The organism is Lysinibacillus fusiformis, assembly GCF_003049525.1.
In the GTDB taxonomy this organism is placed as follows: domain Bacteria; phylum Bacillota; class Bacilli; order Bacillales_A; family Planococcaceae; genus Lysinibacillus; species Lysinibacillus fusiformis.
This window is the reverse complement of sequence record NZ_PYWL01000002.1, coordinates 360,693-382,639: the sequence shown is the minus strand read 5'-3', so window position 1 is coordinate 382,639 and position 21,947 is coordinate 360,693. Positions and strand designations below refer to the sequence as shown.

The 21,947-nt window shown below is 41.2% G+C and carries 17 protein-coding genes; 2 read left to right on the top strand and 15 right to left on the bottom strand.

Features of this window, described 5'->3' with window-relative positions; genetic code table 11:
- Positions 1 to 10: 10 nt before the first annotated feature.
- Positions 11 to 1,366 (bottom strand): aspartate aminotransferase family protein, encoded by a 1,356-nt coding sequence (locus C9J29_RS06710; RefSeq protein WP_090001801.1) that lies wholly within the window; start codon positions 1,364 to 1,366, stop codon positions 11 to 13.
- Between the two features lie 144 nt (positions 1,367 to 1,510).
- Between C9J29_RS06710 and C9J29_RS06705 the strand changes: the two genes are divergently transcribed.
- A complete protein-coding gene (locus tag C9J29_RS06705) occupies positions 1,511 to 3,148 on the top strand; it encodes a PucR family transcriptional regulator (protein WP_008180245.1) in 1,638 nt (545 codons plus the stop codon).
- Here C9J29_RS06705 and C9J29_RS06700 read toward each other — a convergent pair.
- The 13 genes from C9J29_RS06700 to pdxR all read right to left on the bottom strand — a co-directional run bounded on the left by C9J29_RS06700 (position 3,137) and on the right by pdxR (position 18,959).
- Positions 3,137 to 3,964, bottom strand: a complete 828-nt coding sequence (locus C9J29_RS06700; protein WP_008180243.1) for an ABC transporter permease — start codon at positions 3,962 to 3,964, stop codon at positions 3,137 to 3,139. The genes C9J29_RS06705 and C9J29_RS06700 overlap by 12 nt on opposite strands.
- A 12-nt stretch (positions 3,965 to 3,976) precedes the next feature.
- The gene (locus C9J29_RS06695) at positions 3,977 to 4,918 is read right to left on the bottom strand and encodes an ABC transporter permease (protein WP_036125000.1); all 942 of its coding nucleotides are present in this window, start codon (positions 4,916 to 4,918) and stop codon (positions 3,977 to 3,979) included.
- A gap of 16 nt (positions 4,919 to 4,934) precedes the next feature.
- Positions 4,935 to 6,491 (bottom strand): ABC transporter substrate-binding protein, encoded by a 1,557-nt coding sequence (locus tag C9J29_RS06690; RefSeq protein ID WP_096364098.1) that lies wholly within the window; start codon positions 6,489 to 6,491, stop codon positions 4,935 to 4,937.
- Positions 6,492 to 6,508: 17 nt separating this feature from the next.
- Complete coding sequence (locus C9J29_RS06685) at positions 6,509 to 7,480, bottom strand: P1 family peptidase (RefSeq protein WP_089985015.1); 972 nt, start codon at positions 7,478 to 7,480, stop codon at positions 6,509 to 6,511.
- A gap of 38 nt (positions 7,481 to 7,518) precedes the next feature.
- Positions 7,519 to 8,496, bottom strand: coding sequence for an ABC transporter ATP-binding protein (locus C9J29_RS06680; protein WP_008180234.1), 978 nt, complete (start codon positions 8,494 to 8,496; stop codon positions 7,519 to 7,521).
- A complete protein-coding gene (locus C9J29_RS06675; protein WP_107921825.1) occupies positions 8,465 to 9,499 on the bottom strand; it encodes an ABC transporter ATP-binding protein in 1,035 nt (344 codons plus the stop codon). Before C9J29_RS06675 ends, C9J29_RS06680 begins: the two co-directional genes overlap by 32 nt.
- Before the next feature lie 15 nt (positions 9,500 to 9,514).
- A complete protein-coding gene (locus C9J29_RS06670) occupies positions 9,515 to 10,969 on the bottom strand; it encodes an aldehyde dehydrogenase family protein (RefSeq protein ID WP_107921824.1) in 1,455 nt (484 codons plus the stop codon).
- A 10-nt stretch (positions 10,970 to 10,979) separates the two neighbouring features.
- Positions 10,980 to 11,726 (bottom strand): SDR family NAD(P)-dependent oxidoreductase, encoded by a 747-nt coding sequence (locus tag C9J29_RS06665; RefSeq protein ID WP_107921823.1) that lies wholly within the window; start codon positions 11,724 to 11,726, stop codon positions 10,980 to 10,982.
- Between the two features lies 1 nt (position 11,727).
- On the bottom strand, positions 11,728 to 12,816 hold the full coding sequence (locus C9J29_RS06660; protein WP_089985023.1) for a tartrate dehydrogenase: 1,089 nt from the start codon (positions 12,814 to 12,816) through the stop codon (positions 11,728 to 11,730).
- Entirely contained in the window at positions 12,813 to 14,045 is a 1,233-nt protein-coding gene (locus C9J29_RS06655; protein WP_089985024.1) for a M20 family metallopeptidase, read from the bottom strand. The genes C9J29_RS06660 and C9J29_RS06655 overlap by 4 nt, the downstream gene beginning before the upstream one ends.
- A 287-nt stretch (positions 14,046 to 14,332) precedes the next feature.
- Entirely contained in the window at positions 14,333 to 15,460 is a 1,128-nt protein-coding gene (locus C9J29_RS06650; protein ID WP_008180221.1) for a conserved virulence factor C family protein, read from the bottom strand.
- Positions 15,461 to 15,472: 12 nt separating this feature from the next.
- Positions 15,473 to 17,359 (bottom strand): ABC-F family ATP-binding cassette domain-containing protein, encoded by a 1,887-nt coding sequence (locus C9J29_RS06645; protein ID WP_089985026.1) that lies wholly within the window; start codon positions 17,357 to 17,359, stop codon positions 15,473 to 15,475.
- A gap of 124 nt (positions 17,360 to 17,483) precedes the next feature.
- Positions 17,484 to 18,959, bottom strand: coding sequence for a MocR-like pyridoxine biosynthesis transcription factor PdxR (pdxR, locus tag C9J29_RS06640; RefSeq protein ID WP_043990709.1), 1,476 nt, complete (start codon positions 18,957 to 18,959; stop codon positions 17,484 to 17,486).
- 102 nt (positions 18,960 to 19,061) lie between these two features.
- Here pdxR and C9J29_RS06635 point away from each other — a divergent pair, with 102 nt between their 5' ends.
- The gene (locus tag C9J29_RS06635) at positions 19,062 to 20,468 is read left to right on the top strand and encodes a pyridoxal phosphate-dependent decarboxylase family protein (protein WP_089985028.1); all 1,407 of its coding nucleotides are present in this window, start codon (positions 19,062 to 19,064) and stop codon (positions 20,466 to 20,468) included.
- 209 nt (positions 20,469 to 20,677) lie between these two features.
- On the opposite strand, the gene C9J29_RS06630 is transcribed toward C9J29_RS06635, so the two are convergent.
- The gene (locus C9J29_RS06630; protein WP_096364086.1) at positions 20,678 to 21,292 is read right to left on the bottom strand and encodes an HD domain-containing protein; all 615 of its coding nucleotides are present in this window, start codon (positions 21,290 to 21,292) and stop codon (positions 20,678 to 20,680) included.
- Positions 21,293 to 21,947 lie beyond the last annotated feature (655 nt).

The following is a 21,947-nucleotide window of genomic DNA, read 5'->3' as shown; positions in this document are numbered from 1 at the left end:
TCGCCTTGTACTAGACATGGGTCGCAAATACTCTTTTTAAAACAGCTACCATAAAATCAAGATCTTCATCGGTACAGCAAAGTGGTGGACTTAACGTAATGATATTATTATAGCCCTCCACTGTATCGCCATTTTTCCCAATAATTAAGCCATTCGCTTTACAAGCAGCTATGATGCTTGCCACACGTTCTTCTTTAGCAGGTTTTTGTGAGACTTTATCTTCAACAAGCTCGATACCAACGAGCAACCCAAGTCCCCGAATATCACCAACATAGGGCAGTTCTAATAAGTCTTGTAAGTCATGGAGTAATTGAATTCCCAAATCTTTTGCTCGTTGTACAAGTCCCTCTTCCTCAATGATCTTAATATTTTCTAATGCTACTGCACAGGCTGCTGGGTTACCACCAAACGTATTAATATGTCGAAAATGACTATAGCCATCTGATACTTTAAATTTTTCATAAATATCTTTTCTTACTGCTGTAATTGATAATGGTAAATAGGCGCTAGTGAGTCCCTTTGCCATCGTAATAACATCTGGGCGAATACCAAAATGCTGATGGCCAAATAGCTTGCCTGTTCGCCCAAAACCACAAATAACTTCATCGATAATGAGTAATACCCCATATTTTCTACAAATGCGCTCTACTTCTTGAACATATGTTGGTTGTGGAATTAAAACACCACCACCTGTTATGAATGGCTCCATAATAACTGCCGCAATTGTTTCTTTTTGCTCCCAAATAATTTTTTCCTCGATGTCACGTGCTCTTGCTAAATTATATGCTTCAATAGATTGTCCTTTTGGACGGCGATATGGATCGGGTGGGGCAACATGCAGGAAGCCTGGTGTTAAGGGTTCATATTTATATTTACGTAATGCCTGGCCTGTAGCAGCTAAAGCTCCAAGCGAGCTACCATGGTAGGCACGATAACGAGCAATCATTTTATAGCGGGTCCCTTCCCCGTTTTGTTGATGGTATTGTCGTATAACCTTGAACGCTACTTCATTTGCATCAGAACCACTATTCGAATAAAACATCATATAGTCATCCTCTAATAAGCTGTTGATTTTTTCAGCTAATCTAATAGCAGGTTCATGACTTTGTGTTAAAGGAGCATAGCATAGTTTTTTTAATTGCTCATAAGCGACCTTAGCAAGTCGCTCACGTCCATAGCCTACATTGACCGCCCATAAGCCCGACATGCCATCTAAAAATCGGTTGCCTAAACTGTCTGTTATCCAGGCACCTTCTCCCTGTTCAATAATGACGGGTGTATGGTCGTTATAAATGGACATATGGTGCCAAACGTTTTCACGATCTTTTTGCTGTAAGGTATGGGTGAACTGATCACTTCGTTCCATATCATGACCTCCAATCGTGTATCCTAGATGTCTTTTTTGTCTTTCGTCAATTTCTACTATTACGCTCATTCGTGTTGAAATTTTCTGACTTCTCAAACATAATAAAAAATAGACATTGTACATTCGAAGGGCAGGTGCTAATTTATGTCGAAACATCCTCTACTCGTACGTGATGTCCTGAAGCGCAAATATTTTGAATCGGCGAAGCTTATAGCAGGACACCATGGCCTTGAACGCCAAGTTCAGTGGACACATATTTTAGAAATTAAAGATTTTGATACATTAATTAATGGTGGTGAGCTCATTTTAACTACCGGTGTCGGATTACAGTTAGAGCGCGAAACACAAATTGCCTACTTACAAAACCTTATTCGGAATGAAGCAGCAGGGCTTTGTATTGAAATTGGAGACTATTTTGATCATGTACCCGTCGAGCTGATTGCCATGGCGAATGCGCATCATTTCCCAATCATTGTCTTTGAAGAAATAGTACGCTTTATCGATATTACACAAGATTTACATACGTACATAATTAACCAACATCAACAGGCACTTACACAGCTCGATACCCTTTCCAAAACATTTATGGAATTATCGTTAATGCCAAATGGTATTTTAAAAATTTTACAAGTCCTTCATCAAGATACCGAGGCACCATTTTTATTTGTCTCTGAAGATACCAAAAGCTTTTATTATCCAGTCGAAGCCAAAAAGTACTTACGTATGATGGAAGAACATTGTCAGCAGTTAGAACTACAGGAGCCCTTGCATCTTTTATCAATTGACAAGGATCATTTTGTCATTATCCCCGTAAATGGCCTTGGGCAAGTTTGGGGCTATTTATGTATGCATTCTGGACTGCCAAAACCGAGTGATTATACCTTATTAAACTTGGAACGTGCTACGATGTCGATTGCCCATATTTTAATGCGAAATCGCATGCTACAGGAACGTCAGCAAAGCCGTGAGGATGAATTTATTCTTGCGTTAATTCAAGGCCAGCCTGTCGATATCCAATACTATCAAAGCTATTTACCGATTGAAAGTCGTAATTTATTTTACCGTGTCGTCGTGTTCAATCTACATGACGAAGCCAAAGTGGTACCAGAGGAAGAGTGGCAGGAAATTCAATTACAAAATGCCATGTATGTCCGCTCCATCTTAAAGAAGCTAGGATTCTTCCCTACCGTTTCAGTACGACAGCATGAAATTATTATTTTAGCTTTCTATATTGCTGCAGATTATATGAAGGATAATCGAGATTCCTTCGATCAAGCGATAGCACAAATTGTTGCTAGAAAAGCATCGCAATTTTTTGAACAGCTCACCCTTACTTGCGGGATTAGCAATGTTTATCAAACGATAGAAAGTGTCCATCTTGGCTATAAGGAGGCTAAATCGGTTATCCAAATGCAGCATCATCAATTGACTAGCTCCATTTATTATAAGGATTTAGGTGTCTTCCGGTTATTACTACAGCAGGAGCAGACCGCCCTCTTACAATTTGTGAAAGATTATTTACAAGAACTATTATTGCTGGATCAAAAAAATGGTCATGATTTATTCCAAACATTAGCTGTTTACTTAGCTTGCAATGGAGCTAAAAATGATACGGCTGAGCAATTGTTTATCGTCCGTCAAACGCTCTATAAACGAATTGAACGACTAGAAAGTATATTCGGTGCTGATTTTTTACAAGCGCCACATCGACTAAACATTGAAATCGCAGTCAAGGCCTATGAGCTTTTGCAAAAAACAGCACCTGATTTATTACGATTTTGAACGCGGGTCCATAAAATCACGTAAGGCATTACTAAGCATATATAAACCAAGAACAAGAATCGTAATGGCTCCTCCAGGCGCATACGTATACCAAGGGGCACCGATTAAATAAGCCTGTGAATCTTTTAACATTCTGCCCCAGCTAGGGTTTGGTGGCTGAACACCAAGCCCTAAATAGCTTAGTGCTGCCTCTGCTAGCATGGCAGTTGCGAATGTGACCGTCGCCGCGACAATAATTTGCGATGATATATTAGGTAAAATATGACGAAACATGATGCTATGAGGCTTGACGCCAATTAATTTCGCTGCCAATACATACTCCGAGTCACGTTGTTGGACAAAGCCGCTTCGCGCAATTCGGGCAATAGCAGGAATGGCGATAATGCCCAATGCTACGGCCGTATTGACAATCCCTGGGCCAAATACAGCTACTAGCATTAACGCTAAAATAATGCCCGGAAATGCCATTAAAGCGTCCATTGTTCGCATAAATATTTCATCAATCCAGCCGCCAACATAGCCTGCAATTCCACCTATGGTAATCCCAAAAAACGTCCCAATTCCTACAGTTAATAATCCAACAGCGAAAGCAGTTTGTGTCCCCTTCATAATTCGGCTAAAAATATCACGCCCGAATTCATCTGTCCCAAAAAGATAAGCACCACCTGGCCCACGCAATTTCTCAGGTATGTTCATGGCGTTGACATCATGAGGTGTATAAAAAAAGCTGACCAACATGACGAGCAAAAAGCCGACAATGACGAGGAGACCAATGGATAAATTCAGTTTTTTAGTATAACGTTGTAGCTGTTTCATTGTATCCACCTCTTAGCGTAATCGGATTCTAGGATCTAATACAGAATATAAAATATCGACAATAAAATTTATCATAACTACAGCAACCGTAATATACATGACAATCCCCTGTACAAGTGGAAAATCACGGTTACTAATAGCCGTTATGAGAAGCTGTCCAATACCCGGCAAAGAAAATACTTGCTCCACAATAATTGTCCCCGCTACAACTTCCGCCATAATTAGGCCAAATACGGTTAAAATCGGAATCATGGAATTTTTCAATACATGCTTATACATGACATTGTGTTCAGACATTCCTTTACTGCGAATTGTGCGTACATAGTCGAGCTGAACCTGCTCTAAAATAGCTGTACGCACATATCGGAAGTTCACAGCAATTTGTGGTATCGCAATGGTTAGGGCTGGGAGAAGGAGCGTACTGAGCGCCCCTGCAACACTTTGTGTCCATGGAATATAACCACTAATTTTAAAGAAGCTAAACTGTAAGCCAACGTAAAGAATAAGCATCATCCCTAGCCAAAAGGATGGTACAGCCATCCCAATTTGTGTCACAGTCGATAATGACACATCACTTATTTTATTTTGTCTTCTTGCCGCAAACATCCCTAAAGGTAAGGAAATGAATAAAACAATGAGCAAGGTTATCCCCGCCAACGACATAGTGACAGGAAGTCGATCAAATAATAAATCTTTTACAGGCATTGAAAACCGAATGGAATCGCCTAGCTGACCTGTCAATAAGCCCTTCATCCAATCCACATATTGTTCATAAAGAGGACGATCTAAGCCGAGTTCAGATCGTAAATTTTCAATTTGTGTGGGATCCGCTTCTGTCCCTAACATCGTTCGCACCGGATCTCCAGGTAATATTTGAAAAACACCAAATGTGATGATGGATACTAGCAGGATGGTTGTTATTAACAGGATGATTCGACGTAAAATATACATCATGAGCACTCATCCCTTCCTAGTTTGAAAATTGAACCTCTGACATATCATGGAACCAGAATGGATAGCTCTTAAGCCCCGTCACTTGTTTGTCAGCACCCCAAACAATTTGGTAATCAGCAATATAAACCGCAGTAGCCTGCTCAGCTAAAATTTCCTGTGCTCGATGATAGTACTCAATTTGTTTGGCTTGGTCTGTTTCCTTTAGCACATCCGTCATAATTTTGTCATACTCGTCATTTTTAAATAGGAAGAAGTTTTCACTATCATTTGTAGAAATATAATCATTTAACACCTCGTAGGCTGATGCACGACCTGTTAAATCAATCGTTGTCATTTCATAGTCACGGCCAAAATAAACACGGTCTAGCCAAATCCCCCACTCCACAACCTCAATCTCTACATCAATGCCAATCTCTTGCAAATTAGCAACTGCAATTTGCGCAATATTCGAATACATATCATTGTGGGAAGATACCGTAATTTTTGTTTTGAACCCATCCGGATAACCGGCCTCTGCCAATAATGCCTTCGCTTTTTCTATATCGCGTTTATACATACTTTCTAAGCCCTTCTTTTGGAAATCGCCCATCGCTGGACTCATATTAGAACCAAGTGGGACAGCATAGCCCGCAAATACCGAATCAATAATATCGGATTTACTAATCGCGTAGTTAATAGCTTGTCTAACTTTTACGTTATCGAATGGAGCCTTTGTTTCATTAAATGTGATGATTAAAGAAGAGTTATTATTTTGATGCGTTAAATTGTAGCCCCCTTCAACCTCACTCACACGATGCCATGGTACACTTGTTAGATCAACCTCATTTGCCATCAAGCTCATAATCGCTGCTTGATCATCTGATTGGAAGGTAAACGTAACTTTATTCAAATAAGGTAAGCCTTCCTGCCAGTAGTTATCATTTTTCTTAAGTTCTAAATTTGTCCCTGGCGCGTATTTCACAAAGGCAAAAGGACCTGTTCCGATTGGATTCTCATTATGCTTCCCATCATTACTTTTAGGAATAATAGCTGATTGTCTTGCCGTTAATGAATACAGGAAGTTAGAATTAGGCTCCTTTAATTTAATCACAAATGTGCTGGCATCTGGTGCCTCAGTTGATGCCACGTTATCGAAGTTATTGGACATTTTTTCCCCACCGTTTTTCCCCATTAAACGGTCAAAGGAATATTGAATATCGTCCATCGTTAAGTCATCACCATTATGGAATTTCACTCCTTGGCGAATTTTGAAAGTATACGTTAAACCATCCTCTGAAACTTCATAGCTCTCTGCAAGTCCTTCTTTTAAAGAACCATTTGTTTCTGGCGCCATTAGCCCTTCAAATAAATTCATAATCATTTGATACGAAATGGATGCCGTTGCCTTATGTGGATCTAAAAAATCGGGATCATCATTTACACGCACAACAATTTCCTGCGGCACATCTGCTGTAGTTTGTCCATTAGGACTATTAGAGCTCGTTGAAACTTTCTCTCCATCACTAGAACATGCACTTATGATGAATACCATCATGAACATTAAGAGTATTACCCCACTGTTTTTCAAATTCATTGTCGTTCCCCCTTCTCCTAAGTGCTTATCTTTTGAATGCTTGTATAGCTTTCCACCCCTGCCAATTTATCTGCCGCTTGAATACCAGCAAGAATAGCTTCCTCCATCACCTTAGTCGCTAAATGTCCCAAGTAATCTAGCGCAAATGTCCGCTCTCCAGTACCTAGCACAAAAATAGTATCGCCATCAAGCATCGTATGGACAGGATAAATCGTTCGGGCAAGAGCGTTTTGCGTAAGCTGGGCAATCTTTTTTGCTTCTGCCTTCGTTAATTTTGCATTCAACGCTACTACGCCAATGGTTGTATTCGTGCCAGCAAGTGCCTCTGATTGTGCATGCTGTTCGAGATAGGCACAGCAATCCAACCACTGTCCTGTTTGAGGATTTCTCGCTCCCGCTAAAATTTGCCGTGTATTAGGATTCTTGACATCACCTACTGCGTTAACAGCCACAATAGCCCCAGCAATGAGCCCATCCTTGCCCGCAATTGATGCACTACCAAGTCCACCCTTCATGGCAAAGTCTGGTCCTGCCAGTTTACCTACCGTTGCCCCATAGCCCGCGCCAATATTGCCATTTTGAAATGAACCTACTTGGGCCGCTTGGGCCGCTTCATAGCCCATTTGTGCTGTAGGTCGAGCTTGAGGATCGCCAATAAATAAGTCAAAGAGGACGGCACTTGGCACAATCGGAATTCTGGCAACACCTGCATCAACCCCAATCCCTTGCTCCTCTAAAAATTGCATGACTCCTGTGGCAGCATCTAATCCAAAGGCACTGCCCCCTGACAGACAAATACCATGCACACGATCAATTTCATTGATGGGATCTAATGCATCCGTTTCACGAGTACCTGGTGCAGACCCTCGAACATCTACCCCACACACTGCCCCGCCTTCCATTAATAGAGCCGTACAGCCTGTAATCCCCTCTTCATTTTCACGATGCCCCACCTTGATACCAGGAACATCGGTAATATTGCCAAACATATCAACCCCTCCACTCCCAAATAAATTAAATATTCAGATTATTTATCATATAAAAAGCAAGCGACTCGCTGATTTGCATTTTCCTCTTGAAGCTTAGGCCTCTCCTGCCGACATCTTTCCATGACATGTGAACAACGCGTATGAAAAACACAGCCAACAGGTGGATTGATCGGGCTAGGTAGTTCACCTTGTAAAAGTACTTCTTGCTTTGACTCATCAAAATTGACGACTGGAATAGCAGATAGCAATGCTTGTGTATAAGGATGCAATGGATGAGCGTATAGCTCCTTTTTCGTTCCTATTTCCACAACCCGTCCTAAGTACAACACCGCCACACGGTCACTTATATGCTTCACAACGCTTAAATCGTGGGAAATGAATAAATAAGTTAACTGAAATTCATCCTGTAAATCCATCATTAAGTTAAGGACTTGTGATTGCACAGACACATCCAATGCAGATACTGGCTCATCCGCAATAATGAATTCTGGATGAATGGCAAGAGCTCTTGCAATCCCAATCCTTTGTCGCTGACCTCCTGAAAATTCATGAGGAAATTTTTGCATGGCATCCTCAGGAAGTCCAACCTTTTGTAGCAATTCCTTCACGCGTTCTTTTCGCTGTTCCTTCGTCAATGTTAATTGTAATTTCATCGGTTCCTCAATAATCGCTCCAATGCGCATTCTAGGATTTAGTGAGGCAAAGGGGTCTTGAAAAATCATTTGCATTTGATTGCGATACGATTGAAGCTTATTGCCTTTTAAATGCTGGATCGGTTGTCCTTTATATAATACTTCTCCGGCTGTTGGTTCAACGAGCTTCAAAATCGTTCGTCCAAATGTAGATTTTCCTGAGCCAGATTCGCCTACAATGCCTAGCGTCTCTCCCCGATAAATTTCAATGGAAATATCATCAACCGCTTTGACCATCTTTTTCTCTTCTTTCATAGACTTGCGCTTCACAGGAAAGTAAGCTTTTAAATGATTAATTTCCAGCAAAACTTCTTTCTCCGTCATGTGCCAGCTCCCCCTTCTCTGTGAATAAATGACAGCGCACTTTATGGGTCTCTTGAATATAGTGTATGGTCGGACTATCCTGATGGCATTGCGCCATAGCATGCGGGCATCGGGGTGCAAAGCGACAACCCTTTGGTAATGCATATGCGGGTGGCACAGTACCAGGAATAGATGGCAGTCTTTTCACCTCTGTTTCAAGACTCGGCATTGTTTTTAGCAGCGCTGCTGTATAAGGGTGCTGAGGATTTAAAAAAAGCTCTCTTACAGGGGCCTCCTCCACTATTTGCCCGGCATACATAACCATGACACGGTCCGCTGTTTCTGCGACAACACTCATATCATGGGTAATGAATAAAATCGCTGATTGATGTTCTTCCTTCATTTTCATCATCAGCTTTAAAATTTGCGCCTGTACGGTTACATCTAATGCTGTAGTCGGCTCATCCGCAATTAATAGCTGGGGATTATTTGACATCGCAATGGCAATCATGACACGTTGCCTCATTCCCCCTGATAATTGGTGAGGATATTCGGCGATTACCTTCTCCGCGTTGGCAATCCCCACCTCCTTTAATAATTGTAATGCTTTTTGCCAAGCATCTTTTTTTGAAACCTTTTGATGTCTACGAATGCCTTCGATCATTTGATTGCCGATCGTAAATACCGGGTCTAATGAAGTCATAGGCTCTTGAAAAATCATACTAATTTCATTGCCACGAATATGGCTCATCTCTTTATTTTTATAGGCTAATAGATTTTTGCCGTTAAAGTTGATAGTTCCTGCTGTAATTTCCCCAGGAGGGATTGGCAGTAAACGCATAATTGCTAAGGAGGTAATACTTTTGCCACTGCCCGATTCTCCCACTAATGCAACCGTTTCTCCCTTATGAATGGTAAAGCTCACATCGTCTACCACTTTTGCCTCTTTGCCATTCTTCAAATGGAATCGAATCGATAATTGATTGACCTCTAAGAGCACTTGTTTATCTTTTGCATGTTCCATAGGCGTCCCTCCCTGTCAGCGTTGAATAGGTGGTGCATAGCGTATGGCAATATTTTTCATTTGCGTATAGTTCCGCAGAGCAACAAAGCCCTTCTCTCGACCAATCCCACTTTTTTTATAGCCTCCGAACGGCATTTGAATACCACCGGCTGCCCCATAATTATTAATAAATACTTGTCCTGCTTGTACACGACTCGCCACATAATGAGCTGTATCGATATTCTGTGACCAAACACCCGCTACTAAGCCATAATCTGTGCTATTGGCAAGAGTAATGGCTTCCCCCACGCTCGTAAATGTTAAAACCGTCAGCACGGGTCCAAAAATTTCCTCCTGCGCTAAAGGATCATTCGGCTGTACACCATCTAGTATAGTTGGCTGCACATAGAAGCCATTTTCATACCCTTCCATCATCAACGGCTCTCCACCAGTGATGACATAGCCATCTTTCTTTGCTTGCTGTAATAATGTAGTAATTTTTGTATACTGACGTTCATTGAGTAACGGCCCCATATCCATGTCCGCCTCACCTGGCCCCACCTGTATCGCTTGAAATTTTTGTACTAATTGTGGGAGAAATGTATCTTTTATACTTTCTTCAATGAGTAGTCGAGCCCCAGCAGAACATGTTTGCCCTGAATTTTGAATAATAGCCCGCACTACCCCATCCAATGCTTGCTCTATATTGGCATCTGCAAAAACAATATTGGGTGATTTTCCACCAAGCTCTAATGTTACAGGGACAACATTTTCCGCTGCTGCCTTCATCACTGCAACCCCAGTAGGGACCGACCCCGTAAAGGTAATATGATTAATATCAGGATGTGATGTTAAATACGGACCCACATCTCTTCCTAAGCCAGTAATATGTTGAAAGATCCCTTTTGGCAGTTTTTCTGCAAGCCACTCCGTGATGGCATGTGTTGTTAGTGGCGTATCTTCCGCACTTTTCACAATAACTGCATTGCCTGTAGCAATGGCCGCAGCGACACTTCGTGCTGTTATTTGAATCGGATAGTTCCATGGCACGATATGTACAGTAATACCAACGGGTTCGAGCACTACTGCATTCAATAGGCCATCCTCAATTGGAATCGTATCCCCCATCACCTTATCAGCCGCTCCACCGTAAAATTCAAAATACCGAGCCGCCGCTTCAATATCTGCCCTTGCTTGCGTTAAAGGTTTACCTACGTCCCGGCATTCTAGTAGACTCCATTCCTCGGCATGCTGACGAATATAATGAGCGAAGTCGATTAATAACTGGCCTCGTTCAAAAGCCTTCCATTGACGCCATTCATCACTTTCAAAGGCTCTCCTTGCTGATCGCACCGCTTCTTCTACATGCGCTTGACTCGCATTACTAATTTGCGCAATGATTTCTCCCGTTGATGGATTGCCCACATCTAGCAATGCTTCTGCATCACCATAAATCCATTCCCCATTAATTAACATAGGAATAATTCTCATCGTATCCCTCCTATAATCCACGACCACCATCTACATGTAAGGTCGTCCCCGTGACCATGCTAGCTGCATCAGACAATAAATAACTAACGGCTCCTGCTATATCAGAAGGCTTCACCAATCGTCCTAATGGGACAGATTGCACAAACACACTTTGCTTTGTTTGCTCAACATCGGCGCCCTGTGCGGCAAATTGCCCAAGCATTTGTGTATCGGCAGGCCCAGGATGAATCGTATTAACTCGAATTTGGTTTGGTGCCAGCTCAATCGCTAGCCCTCTCGTAAAGCTTTCCGCTGCACCCTTCGATGCAATATAGGCTTGTAAGCCAGGTCTAGGGCGAACTGCTGATATGGAAGCAATCGTAACAATAGACCCCTTTTGCTGTTTTTTCATAAAGGGGACAACAGCTTTTGCTGTAATAAATAAACTTTTTACATTGACATCCATTAAGCGATTCCACTCGTCCATCGTTACTTGTTCAATTGGCGTTGCTGCCTGTGCAATCCCAAGTGCATTGACAAGCCCATCAATTCTCCCGTACTTATCAACAATTTGCTGGAAGATGTCATTCACTCGCTCCTCCTGCAATACATTGACTTCTAAGCATTGCAGGGAATCATGTGTTAAATTGGACAGCGCCTTTACAGATACATCAAGCCCTATAACCAGATTACCTTGCTTAAGCTGTTCTTCCATAATGGCTTTTCCCATTCCGCCACCTGCACCTGTCACAACAATCACCTTAGGCTCAGTTGTCATACTATACACCCCCTGCTGTTAAAGTCATATGAATGATTTCCTGACAAATCGCATCGCCCATTTGTGCTGTTGTTGCTTGTCCACCAATATCAGCTGTTTTCACGACGCCTTCTTCTAGCACTTTACTAATAGCTTGGACAATCAAATGTTCTAAATCCTTTCTGCCTTGATGTCCTAGCAGTAAGGCGAGCGACCATATTTGAGCGATTGGATTGGCAATTCCCTTGCCTGCTATATCTGGCGCTGAACCATGCACAGGCTCAAACATTGATGGAAATGTCTTCTCTGGATTTAAGTTGGCTGAAGGAGATAAGCCCAGCCCCCCAACAATGGCAGAGCCTAAATCAGATAAAATATCGCCAAATAAATTGGAAGCCACAACGACTTCAAATTCCTGTGGTCGTTCGACAAAATAAGCAACTAATGCATCGATATAAATGGCTTCAAGCTGTAGTTCTGGTGCAATTTGTGTCACTGTTTTTCTTGTATGCTCATCCCAAAATTTCATGGAATGAATAATCGCATTAGATTTTGTCGCACTTGTCAGCTTGGTTTTCCCATGCTGCTGAGCATATTCACAGGCTGCTCGAACAATTTTTTCAATCCCAATACGCGTCATAATCGTATTTTGAATCGTCATTTCTTGTGGCTGCTGTTGATATAGTCGACCCCCACTATCCGAATATTCCCCCTCAGCATTTTCACGGAAAATGACAAAATCAATATCGTTCCCGCCAGCCAGAGGTGAGGAAATCCCTGGCAATGACTTAATAGGACGGAAATTCACATACTGCTGGAAATTTTTCCGAATCGGCATAATGAGTTCCCATACCGTGACATCATCTGGTACGCGAGCATCACCAATAGCTCCAAATAATATCGCATCATATTTTTGTAGTGTCTCCAGTGCATCCTCTGGCATCATGCGACCGTGTGCTAAATAATAATCAGAGCTCCACGGAAAAACCATCGTTGTAATTTGTAAGGATGAATCCCGTTCTTGCACACATTTTACAACCTTTAATGCTTCCTGCATCACTTCTTTTCCAATGCCATCCCCTGGTATAACCGCCATTTTTATTGTTGTCATTGTGCATCACCAGCCAAAAATTTTAATGCCGCTAAACGATAAATAGCTGTTGTTTCCGCCAATTCTTCAATATCTACATATTCATTGATTTGATGAGGAATTTCACGATCTCCTGCACCAACCGTCACTATTGGAATACCATGGACGTGAAGAAACGTACCATCTGTTGCACCAGGAACACCGTTATACTTAGGTTCCTTTTCTGTCACCTCTGCCACTGCCTCGTATATGGCCTGTACAACAGCTTCCTCCTTAGCCGTTGCTGTAGCAGGTCGATTATCAAGGATCGTTAGTTCCACATTAAAATCTGGATCATCTGCCTGTAAGCGTTTAATAATTGCGTCGATTTTTCCTAGTAATTCATCATGATCTTGGGCAGGAACTGTACGAATATCAAGCGTCGTCATACAGTGATCAGGAATGACATTGATTTGTGCATCTCCTTTAACAGGCGCACGTAATATCGTTGGCGTAATAGATGGCCAATTCAGCATCGGGTCACGGCCTAACCGAGCCTGCTCCTCTTTTTCTAGTTTCTCCAGCTCTACAATCAATCGTGCCATTCGCCAGTTTGGATTAATGCCACTCCACGAGATCGCGCCATGTGCCATCTTACCGAAAATATCAACCTGTAAACGAATGGCCCCACGCTGTGCAATACATACATTGTTTTCCTGTGGCTCGCAAATAATAGCCCCATCTACTCCGTCTGCCCAGCCGTTTTTAATAAAATGCTTAATGCCTAGCATGAGCCCCTCTTCATCACAAGGGATACATAAAATAATCTTGCCTGTAAATTCTTCCTGATCTAGTAATAATGATTGACAGGCAGTAATCATACAAGCGAGATTGCCCTTCGTATCATTTGTTCCCCTACCATACATACGTCCTTCAACAATCTCTGCTCCAAATGGATCGTATGCCCATGCATCACGATTACCCTCCGTCACAACATCTGTATGCCCCTCAAAAAGTAATGTTTTCCCAGGCTTGCCCGAATCAATAATACCAATAACATTCGGTCGTCCTGGCACAACCTCCTCAACATGTGTCTCTATGCCAATATCCCGTAAATACGCCGCAACAACGTGTGCCACCTCTTCTTCATTACCCTTTGGATCATTCTCACGGTAAACGCTTTCAATTCGTACTAGCTTTTGTGTTAACGCGATGACCGCCTCCCGATCTCGCACGTACGATTTGGTTGTTTTTAAACTAGTTATTGTCATGCAAAGGACCTCCTATTTTAGGGAATATTCTGAATTTATGTTATTTTAACATTGACCCTTCTCTATGAAACTAGACAATATGTTAATGATTCATAGAATGACCTTAACTTTTTGTTTAGCAATAAATCGCTAAAAAACAACTTTTTTTCTACTTTACACCTATTTTTGATGATCCAAAGAAGATGCATCTATGATAATCAGGATATTGAGTATCTTCATTTCCTTGGAAAAAAAACTCTCCCCACAAAATAAAAAAACCAGCTGCTGCTGGTTTATTTCTTACATAACTATTGCTGGCGAGATTCGGTCATTTGCTTCCAAACGGAGCCTTTTGCCTCTTCACCTTGCTCGATACGGGCAATCGCCATTTTCACTTGTAGCTTCACTTCGAATTCTTTATCATCTGCGGCCGCTTTTAATACTGGTAATGATTGTTCTGTACCAGCCTCATATAAATACATCGCTGCACGCCAGCGTACCAATTTGTTCTTATCTTGTAGGGCTTGCTGCATGGCGCTTTCAAATTCTACAAAGCCAAGGTCACTCATGCAGTCGCCTGCTGTACGTCGCACGGCAGCACTTTTATCCTGAAGGGCTCTTTCTAAATACGGAACTACCGTAACATCTTCAACCATCCCTAAATATACAGTTGCTAGACGACGAATCGACATTTGCTCATCCTGTAAAGCTACATCTAAAAGTGGTAAATCATCCAGCTCCGGATCAGCCATTTGGTCTAATAACTGGAAGCGTTTCTCCCATTCCGGTTGTTGGAACTGCTCCACCGTTATTTTCAGCTTATTTGATTGAACGATAGCTTTTTCATCGTCATTATTAAGCGCAGCAACAATTTCTGCTAATCGTTCTACAGAATATGTGACATCAATTTCCTGTTTGACCGCTTCTGCGATTTCTTCTAATTCGCCATAGCGCACACCATAATCAATCCATTTACGCTGGAAAATATAGTTTTCATCTACTGCTGATTCAATAATTTGATTAAAAGCATCGACAAAACGATCACCACAGCTCACACGATGTTCACGTTGGTTATCAAACACTTTTACTTGTAGTGGTACTTGCTTATAGAACTGAACATGGACATAAACTTCCCCGTAAAACTCATTAGCTACTATTGTTTCATCTTGCGTTTCAACGTCTTCACCTAATACTTGACGGATACTTGCTAAAATACCTTCCCATGCATATTTGGCATTACGCTCCACCGCAAAGAAATCAGCTACATGATAAACGCCCTTTATCCCCTCAATGGCTAAAATAGCTGCTGCTTCGCCAGTTGCTTCATCTTTATTATCCTTTGTAAAATTATAGCTTTTCCCGAACGGTAGCTCTGTATCAACAACAATCTTCATAGAATTGGGACTTGGTGTCGGTTCAATTGTAATAATCTTCATGTCTATCGCTCCTTATCCATTAACAATTTCATCTAAATAAGACCATCTTTCAATCAGATGTTCATACTGTGCATTGAGCTCATCAAGCTGAGCTGTTAATTCCTGTAGTTTTGTAAAATCTGAACCAGTATTAGCGATTCCCTCTTCAGTCTCCATAATAGCTGTTTCTGTTTTTTCAATATCATCTGCAATCGTTTCCCATTCTTTTTGCTCTTTAAACGATAGCTTTTTCTTATCAGATTTTGGTTTTTCGGACTTCGGCTTTTCAGCCTTCGGTGCCTCAACTTTCGCAGTAGCCGTATGCTCACGCTTCTCCAAATACTCACTATACAGATCCAGCGTTTCCTCTACCTGCCCTTTTCCATCCAAGATCCATAGCTTTTTCGCAATACGATCTAGGAAAAAACGGTCATGGGAAATCGTGATGACTACGCCTGGGAAATGCTCAATGAAATCCTCTAGCACGCCCAAAGTTTCAATATCTAAATCATTGGTTGGCTCGTCTAATAATAAAACATTAGGCTGCTCCATTAATAAACGTAATAAATGAAGGCGCTTGCGCTCACCGCCTGATAATTTACCAATCGGTGTACCGTGAGCATGTAATGGGAATAAAAAGCGCTCTAGCATCTGAGCCGCTGAATAGCGGACACCCTCTGCATCTGTAATGTCATTCGAAGCCTCACGTATATATTCAATCATACGCTCATTTTCATTCATTTTCGGTAAAGTTTGCTTGAAATGAGCTAGCTTTACTGTTGATCCAACAAGAATTTCACCTTGGTCTGGTGAAAGCTCTCCTGCTAGCATGTTCAATAAAGTAGATTTTCCTACACCATTCGCGCCGATTATGCCAATACGGTCCCCTTGCTGGAGTAAAAATGAAAAGTTATCTAAAATCTTTTGCTGGCCAAATGCTTTCGAAATACTTTCAGCCTCTAGCACTTTACGCCCTAAACGTGTTGTAGCAAGTCCTATTTCCAATGAAACGTCCTCAGATCTACGCTCTAAATTATCCTCCAACTTTTCAAAGCGTTGGATACGCGCTTTTTGTTTAGTGGAGCGTGCCTTCGCACCGCGACGAATCCATTTCAACTCTGAACGATAACGGTTGCGATCCTTCTGAGCAGAAGCCGCCTTCATTTCCTCACGGATGGCTCGGGCCTCTAAAAAATCACCATAATTTCCTGTATGACGATACAGGGTTTGATCGGCTAGTTCGTAAATATGTGTCGATAATTCATCCAAGAAATAACGATCATGGGTAATAAAAATAACTGCGCCCTTTAGTCGTAGCACCATCTCTTGAAGCCACTCTGTTGCTTGCACATCCAAATGGTTGGTCGGCTCATCTAATAGGTAGAGGTCTGCTGGTTCAATTAATACTTTAGCCAATGCTACTCGTTTTTGCTGACCGCCTGAGAGCGTTAGCACTTCTTTATCAAATGTTTCAATGCCAAGCTTTGTTAAGGCTGTTTTTGCAAGCGCGTTGACATCCCATGCCTGCTCTTCATCCATACGCTGCTGCAAGCCAAATAAAGTCTTTTGCAAACTTTCAGATGTAGGATTTACTGCTAGTTCAGCCACTGTTTCCTCATATTGACGATTCAGTTGTAAAACCGGTGAGTCACCAGCAAAGACTGCTTGTAAAACCGTTTCTCCTGATTGGAATGTCGGTTCCTGTGGTAAATATGCGACACGGTATTTATTGGGGCGATCCATTGTGAGGGTATCCGCTTCGATATCCTCTGCTAAGATCGATAACAGGGTTGATTTCCCCGTACCATTAATACCGATTAGGCCTGCTCGCTCACCCTCATAAATGGTAAATTCAATATTTTCAAAAAGCGTTTTATCGCCAACAGTTTTTGTTAAATTTTGTACAATTAAATGACTCATTCCACTATTCCATCTCTTTCATGTTAGGTATTGTTCATGCCCTCACTACTTTTATGTAGACGATTATTGATATCCAATATTCATCATAACATCAATTGACATGTAAACAAAGAACAACAAACTATCAATGGTTTGTCCTATCAATGTTCCTATTCTCCTGTAAATACGTGTGCATTATCTGACAAAGTTTCATGACTCCTTGCTCTAGTTCATGTGGTTCTGGATAGGAATAACTAATTCTCATATGGTGATATTGAGGCTCTCCCGGATAACAAGCAGAGCTGGGTAAAAAAGTAATATGGGCTTGCTGCGCTTTAAACAACAGTTCATCTGTATTGCCATTACTAGGCAGAGACACCCAAATATTTAACCCTCCTTTTGGTTCCATCCACGTAACGCCTTGTGGTGCATATTTGTTCAATATTGCAATCGTCTGATCTCTTCTTACTTCAAGCGCAATGCGTAATTTTTCTAAATGGACATGCATGCGTTCTGATCGTAAAAAAGGAATCAATGCCTTTTGTGTTAATAGTGGATTGCCCGAATCGGCAAAGGATTTGGCTGATAGGAGCCTTTGATGGACAGTGCCATTCGAGATGATGGCTCCAATTCTACAACTAGGTGCTAACGATTTGCTAAATCCTTTTAAATAAATAACATGACCACTTTCATCTAACGCTTTAAGAGTAGGTGGCGGTGGATTATCGTCAAAATAAATTTCATTCCATGAATCATCCTCTACAATAAGAAAGCCGTATTGTTGGGCAAGGTCTAGTAACTCTCTTCGTCTAGTTTCGCTTAAAACAGTTCCTGTAGGATTCTGAAATGTTGGGTTTGTATAGATCAGTTTTGGTTGTTTGCTTAAACATAATGTCGCTAGAATAGTTGTCTGCATACCTTCTGCATCTACTGGAATCGGAATAATATGGGCTCCACGATTTCTAAAGACATCGATTGCTGCTGTATAGGTAGGAGCTTCGGTAATGACAATGTCTCCTGGTCCAATAAATGTTCTAGCCACTACATCAATTCCTTGTTGAACACCATTTGTCACAATAATTTCTTGAGGTGTTGTTTCAATGTCACCATACTTTTGGACATAGTCCCGAATTGCCTTTCGTACATCTTCATCACCTTGTACAGCCCCATAGCGCGTAACAATCTGAGGATCCGCGAGTAAAATTGCCACGATTTCATTCGTCAAATAAACTGAGGGTAATAACCCCGGATGGATGGTTGCACTTGAAAATTTCAGCGCATACTCTGTTCCTTTATTTAACATGGATTGTGAACGTTGAATGTAGTCGGGGATCGCTAATTGCCAATTGTAATTACGTTGGCTCACATGGATGCTCCCCAGTTCATTTTTACGCACGAATGCCCCCTTGCCATGTACCACTTGAATATACCCATTTCTTTCTAACAATGCATAAGCCTTGCTAATCGTTACAGGGCTCACTTGATTTTCTTTAGAAAAGCTCCGAATAGAAGGTAATTGACTCCCCTCCTGTAGAAAACCTGATCGTATTTTTTCTGTCATAATATTTGAAATCTGATGGATTAAGGTTTGATCTGATTGACGGTTTAGCTTTATTTTCATTGACCCTCCAACTGTTATAGTCATAATTTGACTGTTATATATATCACTATATAGTGTAGAGGCAGAAATAGCTAAATTTAAAATGAAGGGAAATGATGATCCATGACGAACATGAAGCAAGATCAGGAAAATATTGAAACGATTTTAACGGATGTTGTGCACCATGCTGCCAAGTTTTTTACCAGTCTTGAAGAAAGAGCCGTAACAAGTCAAGCTTATAACGTACCAGCTTCAACACTTCCTGAAGTAGGACATGGCGCTCAGTCGATACTTCAATACTTTTCACAGCATTATGCTGAAGGCTTAAGCGCCAGTGCAGGTTCAAGATATTTAGGGTTTGTTACAGGTGGGGCTACGCCTGCTTCGATTGTTGGAGATTGGTTAGTCAGTATTTACGATCAAAATCTATCCAATACGCAAGATTCTGTAGCAGGCTCAATGGAATTAGCGACGATTGATATGTTAAAGGATTTATTGCTAGTGAGTGAGGATTTTCAGGGAACATTTGTCAGCGGGGCTACGATGGCTAATTTCGTAGGACTTGCACAAGCAAGAGAGTGGGTGGCGCAATACTATGGGAAAAGCACTGCGATGGATGGGTTATATGATATCCCACCTATAAAGATTGTCAGTGGTACGCCACATTCAAGTATTGTCAAAGCAACTTCTATGCTTGGCATTGGGAGAAAGTCTATTCATCTTATTCCATGTCAGGAACAGCGTGAAGCGATCGATATCGCAAAATTACAACAATTCCTTGAGGACAATCAACAAGAACCCTGTGTTGTCGTAGCAAATGCGGGAACCGTCAATACGGTTGATTTTGACGATTTACTAGCAATTGGCAAGCTCAAAAAGCGCTATAATTTCTGGCTTCATGTAGATGCGGCTTTTGGAGGCTTTGCTGCTTGTTCACAAAAGTATCATCACTTAGTCGAGGGCATTAACCATGCTGATTCTATTACGATTGACGCACATAAATGGCTGAATGTCCCTTATGATGCGGCTATGCAATTCACCCGACATCAATCGTTACAAGTAGCTGTATTTCAAAATAATGCTGCCTACCTTGGTAGCTCGCTTGAGAATCCGAATTTTAGTGATCTTACCCCTGAAAATTCACGACGATTCCGGGCGTTGCCTGCTTGGTTCTCCCTACAAGCTTATGGTAAAAAAGGCTATCAACAGTTAATCGAACAAAATATACTGCTAGCTCAGCAGCTTGGTCAAAAAATAGAGCAAAGTGACCAATTTACTTTGCTAGCCCCTGTTCGTTTAAATGTTGTGTGCTTTGCCATAAATCATGAGGCACTAACAGCCGAAATGAGCAAACAATTTTTGACGACATTAAATCAACAAGGCAAAGTGTTCATGACACCAACTGTTTACCAAGGTGTGCCAGCTATACGTGCGGCTTTCAGCAATTGGCGTACAACCACAGAAGATCTAACTATTATTTGGGAAGCACTAACGACAGCCATACAATCCTTTTTCCGCGAGTCCCTCTAATCGATGATATCCAAATGAATAACAAGGGCGAATGCACAAATATATTTGTAAAAATTTATTACGATTTACCAGCTATGAAATCGCACAATATGGGAGTACTGCATATTTCATTTAAAAAAACTTCAAATTACAATAAAATGATTATGTCAAACAAATATGCAAATAAAACAACACAAACCGCCTTCAATTGAAAGGCGGTTCGTGTTGTTTTATTGACCTATTTCATGTTGTAATTGCTGTAAAAAGCTTTCCATAAATTGATGACGTTCAAGTGCCATTTGCTTGCCCTTTTCCGTTACCATTAAATCCTTTAGGAGCAATAGCTTTTCGTAAAAGTGAGTGACAGATGACGTATTTTTTTGACGATATTCTGATTCCGACATATTTGTGCGTGCTTCTTCATCCTTATCATAAAGCTTGCGGTCTTTCGCACCACCATATGCAAATGTTCGAGCGATGCCAATGGCTCCAATTGCATCTAAACGGTCTGCATCGCGAACGATTTTCGCTTCCATGGATGTAGCCTCTAGCTCATTTCCACCATTAAACGATACTTGTGCAATACAATCTCGAATATGTTGCTTTTTTTCCTCGCTAACAGGGAGCTCTGCAATAAGCTGTTCCTCCTGTTCCTTACTATCGGTATACTTTTTGTCGCTCACATCATGCAGCAGCACTGCAATTTTAACAACTTCTGCATCTGCTGCTGGCTCTGTATGTAAGATCGCTAGTGCATTTTGATAGACACGCTCAATATGTTGGAAATCATGGCTAGCGTCAAACTGTTCATAAATTTCTCGTACTTTACTCATTAAATCATCCATAGTTCAAACTCATTCCCTTCCTACACGATTATACTGTATTTATAGCCCTCACGAAAAATAAAAAATCAATACCTTTTCAATTGACTAATTTTTCAGAATATTATAAGATAAACTTGCAGAACAAACAATTTGTTCTGTACCTCATATTTTTCAGCTATGTACAAACAGCTATGTGTTTGACAGAATGAATATCAACTTCAGCGGGCTTACAATTGAATAGTATGTTTGCAAGATGACATAAGTAAAGAAAACCAATCATCAAACAAATAAAAGTGAACACTTTCCCTTAGAAATTCTTTGTTTAACCCGCATAGCATGATGTACAGCCGAAAATTGTGAACAACAAGTTAGTTGTTTTTACGACCAAAAGGTTATTATTAAATGGAAGCCATGTGTAATTGTTTTTCGTTATTGGTTGTTACCTTCTTCAAGTTGTATGAACGTAGCTCCTCCCTTTAATGAAAATCGTACACGATGATGACTGCCAGTTTATGAAACCACGTGAATGAGTCGTACAAACACAATGAAAATTCATGTAAGCCAAAATTGTTAGAAGTTATAAAGGAAGTAGGAACGATCGTGATAAAATGTAATACCTTCCCGCTGAAGGACGAATAAAAGCTGCCCATCTTACAGTCATGTAGATGATGGCAGC

Coding starts and splice junctions, on each gene's coding strand:
- C9J29_RS06710 (WP_090001801.1), bottom strand. CDS start 1,366: ATGGAACGAAGTGATCAGTTCACCCATACCTTACAGCAAAAAGATCGT.
- C9J29_RS06705 (WP_008180245.1), top strand. CDS start 1,511: ATGTCGAAACATCCTCTACTCGTACGTGATGTCCTGAAGCGCAAATAT.
- C9J29_RS06700 (WP_008180243.1), bottom strand. CDS start 3,964: ATGAAACAGCTACAACGTTATACTAAAAAACTGAATTTATCCATTGGT.
- C9J29_RS06695 (WP_036125000.1), bottom strand. CDS start 4,918: ATGATGTATATTTTACGTCGAATCATCCTGTTAATAACAACCATCCTG.
- C9J29_RS06690 (WP_096364098.1), bottom strand. CDS start 6,491: ATGAATTTGAAAAACAGTGGGGTAATACTCTTAATGTTCATGATGGTA.
- C9J29_RS06685 (WP_089985015.1), bottom strand. CDS start 7,480: ATGTTTGGCAATATTACCGATGTTCCTGGTATCAAGGTGGGGCATCGT.
- C9J29_RS06680 (WP_008180234.1), bottom strand. CDS start 8,496: ATGACGGAGAAAGAAGTTTTGCTGGAAATTAATCATTTAAAAGCTTAC.
- C9J29_RS06675 (WP_107921825.1), bottom strand. CDS start 9,499: ATGGAACATGCAAAAGATAAACAAGTGCTCTTAGAGGTCAATCAATTA.
- C9J29_RS06670 (WP_107921824.1), bottom strand. CDS start 10,969: ATGAGAATTATTCCTATGTTAATTAATGGGGAATGGATTTATGGTGAT.
- C9J29_RS06665 (WP_107921823.1), bottom strand. CDS start 11,726: ATGACAACTGAGCCTAAGGTGATTGTTGTGACAGGTGCAGGTGGCGGA.
- C9J29_RS06660 (WP_089985023.1), bottom strand. CDS start 12,816: ATGACAACAATAAAAATGGCGGTTATACCAGGGGATGGCATTGGAAAA.
- C9J29_RS06655 (WP_089985024.1), bottom strand. CDS start 14,045: ATGACAATAACTAGTTTAAAAACAACCAAATCGTACGTGCGAGATCGG.
- C9J29_RS06650 (WP_008180221.1), bottom strand. CDS start 15,460: ATGAAGATTATTACAATTGAACCGACACCAAGTCCCAATTCTATGAAG.
- C9J29_RS06645 (WP_089985026.1), bottom strand. CDS start 17,359: ATGAGTCATTTAATTGTACAAAATTTAACAAAAACTGTTGGCGATAAA.
- pdxR (WP_043990709.1), bottom strand. CDS start 18,959: ATGAAAATAAAGCTAAACCGTCAATCAGATCAAACCTTAATCCATCAG.
- C9J29_RS06635 (WP_089985028.1), top strand. CDS start 19,062: ATGACGAACATGAAGCAAGATCAGGAAAATATTGAAACGATTTTAACG.
- C9J29_RS06630 (WP_096364086.1), bottom strand. CDS start 21,292: ATGGATGATTTAATGAGTAAAGTACGAGAAATTTATGAACAGTTTGAC.